Here is a 6,721-nt window from a genome sequence, read left to right on the forward strand (position 1 = left end):
CTCCTTTCTTAGTGTACCATGCTCCTCTTTTTCTGCCACAAGGTTGTCTCGCAAGAAGGGCGGTAAGATGATTTTTTTGTTTCAGAGGAGAATCAGGGATATAGTATAATGAAATCGTGGGATAAAGGAGGTAATAATGAAAAATATAGTGACAATCCATACCCCTGAACATATTCAAATCCCATTTACAACGGCCGGAATCGGAACGCGTGCGCTGGCAAAGCTGATCGATTTTTTCTGTATCGGCATTGCGATATTCCCCCTGGGAATCATAGGTATGATGATCGCTAGTATTGCTGAAACCACTCAAGGGCAAATTTCTTCGGTCGTTACGGCGATACTGATTTTTCTGGCATCAGCAATACCTCTTGCCTATTTCGTCTTTACAGAATACTGGATGAAAGGACAAACCATTGGCAAGCGAGTCATGGGTCTGCGTGTCATTCAGGATAACGGAAAAAACCCGAGTTTCTTCTCCGTTTTTTTGCGCAATCTATTGCAATTAGCTGATTTACTACCGGGATTATACCTCCTGGGAATGATTGTAATCTTTATTCATCGACAGGAGAAACGATTAGGTGATCTTGTCGCGGGAACCTTAGTAATCGCTGAAAAAAAAGAGAAGCAAGAGGAACTGGTCTTTCAATACGCCACTCTTCACCTGAGAGAAGAGGAAAAGGAGATCTTTGTCCGCCTTTCTCCAGCTTCCGGAGAGCTCTATTTAGTGTTAGAATCTTTCCTTCTGCGTAGAGAAGATTTAAGCAGTCATGTCCGTCAGAAGTTGGCGGGAGAGATTATTGAGAAGGGCTGGCCGGAGATCCAGACACGTTCCGGTTACGAGGAAGCATTTTTGGAGAAAGTTTATCTTTATCTCAGGCAGACCCGTTATCCTTCTCATTATCCCAAAGTGATTCCCGCATCCTTTCCTCTGGCAGGCTAAAATCATTTGTTCTTTACATACGGCAGGTTGGAAAGCCTGGCCGTTTTTTTATGCGAATCTGTCACTGTCAAAAAAATCTTTTTAAAAAATAGGAGGGGATTAGACTAAAGATATAAAATATTGAATAAATATCAATTGATTCTCCAGTTTTTCATCCATGTCAGTAAGGAGGGAGAGAATGAGTATCGAGGATCTGTTAAAAATAGCCGAGACTGTTGATAAAAATACGGGTTGGTTTCTTGAGTTTTTAGGCTATTTTGTTGCTATCGGACTGGTGGCCACTTTTATTGTCCATTTTTATCGCTATGCCACAGGGCAGAGTGACTGGTTGGGAAGGTCAACCGACGATAATAGCCAGATCACACAGATTCAATTGGACTCCATCCGTAAAGATAAAGAAGAAGTGGATCGAAAACTGGTTCAACTGGAGACCGAAATTCAAGACCTGCTTGAAATATTAAAGGAAAAGGAAGCGGAGATCGACGAAAAAAACCAGGAACTGATGGATACGATTCATGAGATGGAGGCACTGAAGGGATTATATGAAGAGTTAGACAGTAAATATGATGATGAAACATATGCGACGTCACAGATTATGTATACGGTTGAAGAGGTTGCTGCTGCACTGGCAAATGAAGGAAATTTCAAACGCAATCGCGGGGATATTTATATTAACTTGCTCGATTATTTGATCAATACGATTAAAGGGTTTAGAGAAAAAAATCCACGGGTAGTGATTCATATCAAACACCCTGAAAGAGATGATGTTTTAATGCACTATGCTCATTCCAGCGGCCACTCACACAGAGTAAAGGATTATCATCCTCCCATTGAAGGGAGTGCGGCAGGGCGGGCATGGCAGACAAATGAACTGTATTATGTTCCGGATGTTGAAGATCCGCAATATGAATATCATCGCAAAGAGCAATCCAATAAGTATTACCGAACCATTCTCTGTGTTCCTTTAAAAGCAGGGACTGATAAATCAACCCGGATTGGGGTTTTGTCTATAACGGGAAAACCGGTTGACGCATATGAAAAAATAGAAATTGAGCGTGTGATGTTGTTCGCGAGCTTATTATATCCTTTAATCTATATGGACACCAAGATCAGGGAGGTTTCCACCTATGGGTGAGTTTGAAAAAGTACCAGAAGAAGTGCGAAGGGAATTAAACAAACTGTACAGAGAAGGAGCAATCACCCGCAAACAACTTATGCAACGGATGAAAAACGGCCTGTTTGACCATGAACGGCTTGCTGTAAAGGAAAAGTTCAAGAAATGGGCGGAAAAGTACAATTTCAAATAAGAGTGAAAGGCCCAGATTTTTGAGTCGGTGCCTTTTATTATCTCTGACTGGTTGCAAGCTAATCAGCGGGAGTTCTCTCATTCATTTTCAGTATATACAGGACCTCACGTTCTTATAAGGGAGTCCCCAATAGAAAAACGCAAATTTGTGCGCCACATCACTCGGCGCTAGTGCCCCTTCTAGAAACGTTGATTACTTTCCTGAAAAGGGAGGACTGGTTTTCCGGCGTAGTCGACTTGCCACTGCATTGGAGCGGAGACGGAAAACCAGTCCGACCGCCCACGTGACCGAAAAAGCAGAACGAGGTTACTGGATTGGGCACTAGATTTCTTCCAAAGGAAAAAGAAGCTCTGAAGATTGCTTCTGGGTTAAGTAATTCACCATGGCGGTGAAAACCAAAGGGGACAATAGCATGTTACTAAAGCAAGAAATGTCAGAAGATGTGTATGACATGGTCTTGCAAGACCCATACGGCATGGTGAAGGCTAAACTGCTTGAACCTAGTTTGCAGCGATGAAACGCTTGATCCCTTGAATATCACGCCACACACTCTCATGGTTTCCGTGCTGTACACACCCGTCCAGCTTTTGGTTGATCTGCTTCGCCTGAAACCTCTTTACGTTCCAACCGTATTTTTGCCGCAAGATTCGGTCTTTGGTTCTGTCGCGTTTCTTCTGCTCAGGACTCGAATGCCACTGTTGCTGTCACAATCGATGACAAGCCGGTACTTGGGAATCACCAGGTCACACTTTCATCAGTTGCCAGTCTGGCCCAACACTTCTCCTGAATCAAAACACGAACGAAAAGACATGCCGCTCCGATTCGGTTCTTCAGGCGCAGCCATCGAATGGTGGCAATGGTAGTTCCCTTCCTCCAATGGTTCCATTATATATACACTCAAACAGAATCCCATTTATACCGAGGCTCTTAGAGAGACCTCGGTTTTCTTATACATAAAATCCCTGTAATAATGAACAACAAGATGGAAAACAAATAAAATAAAGGACTCGTAACACAACAGACCAAGGCCAAAAGCAGAAACCATGTTCCTAAGAACTTTAGATTCCGTTTTGACCGAAAAGGTAACAAAAGAAATATGGTGATAAAAGACATAAATCCGATTGTATTTGCTAAAAATCCGACCAATTTGTTAGAAGGAATCAGTGAAGCCCACCAATATTCTTTATGGTCAAAGATATCCAAACCTTCCGTTAATCCATACACAAGTATAGATGAAAGAATATTGATGATGGAACCTAGTATTCCTAAAACTGAAATCCATACAATGACGGATCCTATACCTTGCCCCATAATACAAAGGGTAGCTGCCAAAATAAAAAAGATGAAAGGAACCATAATCATTAAAATCGGTTGATTTAATGAAGCTAATTTCAAACCCAATCCTACTCCTAAAAGAACAAAGATCCAGCAGGAAAACAACCCTATTTTTTCCATGTAATCCTCCTCTTATGCCTAACTCCGGATTAACCCCTCATAGTCTCTTAAGTGAGTTATTTCATATCATTTCTATCAAACCCGAACAACATGAAAACATGAATAGGAAACGGGGTTGTTTTTGGCTCTGTAAATAAAATTCACTTGGAGATAGATCCCGTAGACTTGAGTGAATCCTCAACCACAGCTTGGTAAGCCTCCCCCATAGGATTGAAAATCATACCGATACAAACATTCATCTTGCAACAACCGATGAAACGCCTCAATATGAGCGTTTACTATGCATACATCTACATCTCCATTCTTTAATGATAACTGCAATGATTGAAATAAAAAACCTGCCTTTTTGGCCCAGTGACAGGGTTGCTGTCATAGACCGCAAAGTAGATTCCATTAAATGTAGATTAAATAGCAAATGGTTCTAACCCATAAAGTACCTATACTTTATTAAAGCTGATTCAACTTTTCTAATATCGTTTTTCTACTAGGATTTGTGTATAGTAATGTGGTATGGATATTGCTGTGCCCTGCAATAGCAGCTACTTCATGTACATTTAATCCCTTTTCCAAAGCATTTGAACAAAAGAAATGTCGCAGATCATGCGGAGTAATCGCATGATGGATTTCTGCTTCTTTACTATAATTCGCAAAGGATTTAAAAACGGTAATACGGGAAAGCCTTCTGTTTCGGTTACTTAAAAAAAGAAATGGGCTTACTTCCGAAAGACGATACTGATGGCGTTCCTGCTTGAGATACTCTCGGATTACCCGGACCACACGATCAGAAAGAAAAACAGTGCGGGATTTATTTCCCTTTCCCTCTTTTACAATCAGCTCTCTTGCATCCAAATGCATATCATCCATGGTGAGATTTAATGCCTCGCTGACCCGCAACCCGGTATAAGCCAGAAGATTCACAAGAGCATAATCCCTTTTACTCCCCCCTTCTAATACTACTTGAATAAATTGCTGAATCTCTTGTTCCGTATGTACGGCTGGAGAAGCATAAGCCTTTTGAACCTTCTTTTTATCACTTTTATGGATCACGATTTCCTTTTGGATTCCTTTGGTAATCAAAAACTCGTTCCAAGAGCGCAATCCAGCCATTCGAGCATTGAATGTGCTTGCGCTCATTTTTTGTTGATTCATGTAGTCTTTGTAGTCAGCAATGTTTTCAGTAAATAATTGTTGAGGGAGTTTGTTGTATCGCTCAAAAAACCAGTCCATATATTTTTTGATAGCTAAGAGATAGACAGAGATGGTGTTTTTAGATTTTCCATTTATTTCGAGATAATGTTGGAACTCATCGACACCTACTTGTTCATATAAATTATGTTTCATTCATAAACAAACCCCTTCTTGTAAATTATGTTTCATTATATGTGTATTTTTCGGCTATTTTCAACCCATTAAGTAAACATAATTGATCTTATGTTTCATCAGTTCAAGTAAATCCTATAATATGGTTATATTAACTCATATGACAAAGAAGGATTCGAATTTTTTTCTTATTTTATATTGTATTACGATGCATTGCGTATTAAAATATATATAGTAATACAACTTATTAAAGTGGGGTTTGGGTAATGGATAAAGAAATCATGAAAGGATCTATTGATATTCTTATCCTTTCTCTTTTATCAAAAAGGAGTATGTATGGATATGAAATCGCCAAAAGCATCAAAAAGGAAAGTGACGATCTATACAATATGGGCGAAGGTACCCTTTATCCTGCATTAAAACGTTTAGAAGCAAAGGGTTACTTAAAATCCTACTGGGAAGACACAGAAACAGGTAAAAGGAGAAGGTACTATGCAATTACGGAAGAAGGAGAAAAAATTCTCAAAAAGAAACTGGAAAATTGGCATATCCTAAACAGCCTCATTACGAAAGTATCTCGGGAGGCATTTTCATGAGTCATTTTCAGTCTTACATTGATCGAATGATAAAAGATATCGATTGTAATGATAAGATGAAAAAAGAATTATCAGAGGAACTTGAAATTCATTTGGAAATGCTTCTCCAGGAATATCTTGATCAAGGTTATTCTTTGGATGAAGCAATGCAATGTGCCTTTGCCGATTTCGGTAATCCTAAAGAGATCGGCAAAGAACTTAAGAAAACTATGGTTGGAGGTATTATTATGAAAAAAGTTGTTTTGGGATTATTCGGAATTTGTATTTTAGTACTAGGAGTATTATGTATCTTCAAGATTTTTGACCTTCTAACTACCCCTCATCATGTTGGAATAGATATAGATTTTTATGGTTTAGAGATAAAGAAGGGGGTTCCCGAAGGCTTTATTCTTAATTACGTTATAGGTTTTTTAGGGGTCGGGGTTATCTCCTTGATTGTAGGTGGAGTTCTTTTGAAATCAGGATTCAAAAAACTGATAAACCATCATAATTAATTAAAAAAAATAATATTTTCACCCCTTAGATTAGAATAGAAGGATTATCCGCAATTAACACGAAATCATATGTGTATTAAAATTAATTTAATTTCGTTTAACAGGGGTGGAAAAATGTTCTCAAAATTCATTAAAGTATTTGCATTATCGTTGATACTAAGTCTTTTGTTCGTAGGAAATGCTTTTGCTTGGGACAAGATTTATTCAGATCAATGGAGTGGGCGAACCGACCCAGCGTTTGGACCTTGGCAGGGTTCTGTATATTCTTACCATGATTTAGGTAGTACAGATAGAGTCAAAGTACAAGTTGAGAACGTGTCTTACAATTCAAACAACATTAGTTCAATTCAAGGAAATTACTACAGCCATAACTATCGTCACGGTCTTGATGTAATAGATGTTGGTACTGGTGGTAGTGGCGGTGTTCCTCCTATGAGTTACAATGGTTTTTGGTATACAAACTATCCAGATCCTTATTTTGATGTAGACAATGATGATGGAGAATATGGATGTAAATGCTAATCTAATTATTGACCACTTAGTGGTACAACGCTCAAAAAAAAGTTGACCACCTGAAGACCCCTTTCCTGTATCTTAAAAGTTGTCAGA

The 6,721-nt window shown here is 39.0% G+C and carries 9 protein-coding genes; 7 read left to right on the forward strand and 2 right to left on the reverse strand.

Translation table 11 applies throughout. The annotated features are described in order from the left end of the window. The first annotated feature begins 136 nt into the window (after positions 1–136). From I8U27_RS19185 to I8U27_RS19200, 4 genes are all read left to right on the forward strand, one after another. Entirely contained in the window at positions 137–940 is an 804-nt protein-coding gene (locus I8U27_RS19185) for an RDD family protein (RefSeq protein ID WP_181754736.1), read from the forward strand. A 178-nt stretch (positions 941–1,118) separates the two neighbouring features. Continuing rightward, positions 1,119–2,075, forward strand: a complete 957-nt coding sequence (locus I8U27_RS19190) for a GAF domain-containing protein (protein WP_181754734.1) — start codon at positions 1,119–1,121, stop codon at positions 2,073–2,075. Beyond that, complete coding sequence (locus I8U27_RS19195) at positions 2,068–2,247, forward strand: hypothetical protein (RefSeq protein WP_181754732.1); 180 nt, start codon at positions 2,068–2,070, stop codon at positions 2,245–2,247. The genes I8U27_RS19190 and I8U27_RS19195 overlap by 8 nt, the downstream gene beginning before the upstream one ends. A gap of 494 nt (positions 2,248–2,741) precedes the next feature. Then, the gene (locus I8U27_RS19200; RefSeq protein ID WP_181754730.1) at positions 2,742–3,110 is read left to right on the forward strand and encodes a hypothetical protein; all 369 of its coding nucleotides are present in this window, start codon (positions 2,742–2,744) and stop codon (positions 3,108–3,110) included. Positions 3,111–3,174: 64 nt separating this feature from the next. On the opposite strand, the gene I8U27_RS19205 is transcribed toward I8U27_RS19200, so the two are convergent. Together I8U27_RS19205 and I8U27_RS19210 are read right to left on the reverse strand one after the other, a co-directional pair. Then, positions 3,175–3,702, reverse strand: coding sequence for a hypothetical protein (locus I8U27_RS19205; RefSeq protein ID WP_181754728.1), 528 nt, complete (start codon positions 3,700–3,702; stop codon positions 3,175–3,177). Positions 3,703–4,149: 447 nt separating this feature from the next. After that, the gene (locus I8U27_RS19210; protein ID WP_181754726.1) at positions 4,150–5,043 is read right to left on the reverse strand and encodes a tyrosine-type recombinase/integrase; all 894 of its coding nucleotides are present in this window, start codon (positions 5,041–5,043) and stop codon (positions 4,150–4,152) included. A gap of 245 nt (positions 5,044–5,288) precedes the next feature. Between I8U27_RS19210 and I8U27_RS19215 the strand changes: the two genes are divergently transcribed. The 3 genes from I8U27_RS19215 (at position 5,289) to I8U27_RS19225 (ending at position 6,634) form a co-directional block, all read left to right on the forward strand. Beyond that, positions 5,289–5,618: a PadR family transcriptional regulator gene (locus I8U27_RS19215; RefSeq protein ID WP_181754724.1), complete on the forward strand. Its 330-nt coding sequence runs from the start codon at positions 5,289–5,291 to the stop codon at positions 5,616–5,618. Beyond that, complete coding sequence (locus tag I8U27_RS19220; protein ID WP_181754722.1) at positions 5,615–6,112, forward strand: permease prefix domain 1-containing protein; 498 nt, start codon at positions 5,615–5,617, stop codon at positions 6,110–6,112. The genes I8U27_RS19215 and I8U27_RS19220 overlap by 4 nt, the downstream gene beginning before the upstream one ends. 114 nt (positions 6,113–6,226) lie before the next feature. Continuing rightward, positions 6,227–6,634, forward strand: coding sequence for a hypothetical protein (locus tag I8U27_RS19225; protein ID WP_181754720.1), 408 nt, complete (start codon positions 6,227–6,229; stop codon positions 6,632–6,634). The last annotated feature ends 87 nt before the right edge of the window (positions 6,635–6,721 follow it).

Source organism: Paenactinomyces guangxiensis, from assembly GCF_016055185.1.
GTDB classification, from domain to species: Bacteria; Bacillota; Bacilli; order Thermoactinomycetales; family Thermoactinomycetaceae; genus Paenactinomyces; species Paenactinomyces guangxiensis.

What these genes read in the sequence shown, in the direction of transcription:
- I8U27_RS19185 (WP_181754736.1), top strand. Translation starts at nt 137, where the DNA reads ATGAAAAATATAGTGACAATCCATACCCCTGAACATATTCAAATCCCA.
- I8U27_RS19190 (WP_181754734.1), top strand. Translation starts at nt 1,119, where the DNA reads ATGAGTATCGAGGATCTGTTAAAAATAGCCGAGACTGTTGATAAAAAT.
- I8U27_RS19195 (WP_181754732.1), top strand. Translation starts at nt 2,068, where the DNA reads ATGGGTGAGTTTGAAAAAGTACCAGAAGAAGTGCGAAGGGAATTAAAC.
- I8U27_RS19205 (WP_181754728.1), bottom strand. Translation starts at nt 3,702, where the DNA reads ATGGAAAAAATAGGGTTGTTTTCCTGCTGGATCTTTGTTCTTTTAGGA.
- I8U27_RS19210 (WP_181754726.1), bottom strand. Translation starts at nt 5,043, where the DNA reads ATGAAACATAATTTATATGAACAAGTAGGTGTCGATGAGTTCCAACAT.
- I8U27_RS19215 (WP_181754724.1), top strand. Translation starts at nt 5,289, where the DNA reads ATGGATAAAGAAATCATGAAAGGATCTATTGATATTCTTATCCTTTCT.
- I8U27_RS19220 (WP_181754722.1), top strand. Translation starts at nt 5,615, where the DNA reads ATGAGTCATTTTCAGTCTTACATTGATCGAATGATAAAAGATATCGAT.
- I8U27_RS19225 (WP_181754720.1), top strand. Translation starts at nt 6,227, where the DNA reads ATGTTCTCAAAATTCATTAAAGTATTTGCATTATCGTTGATACTAAGT.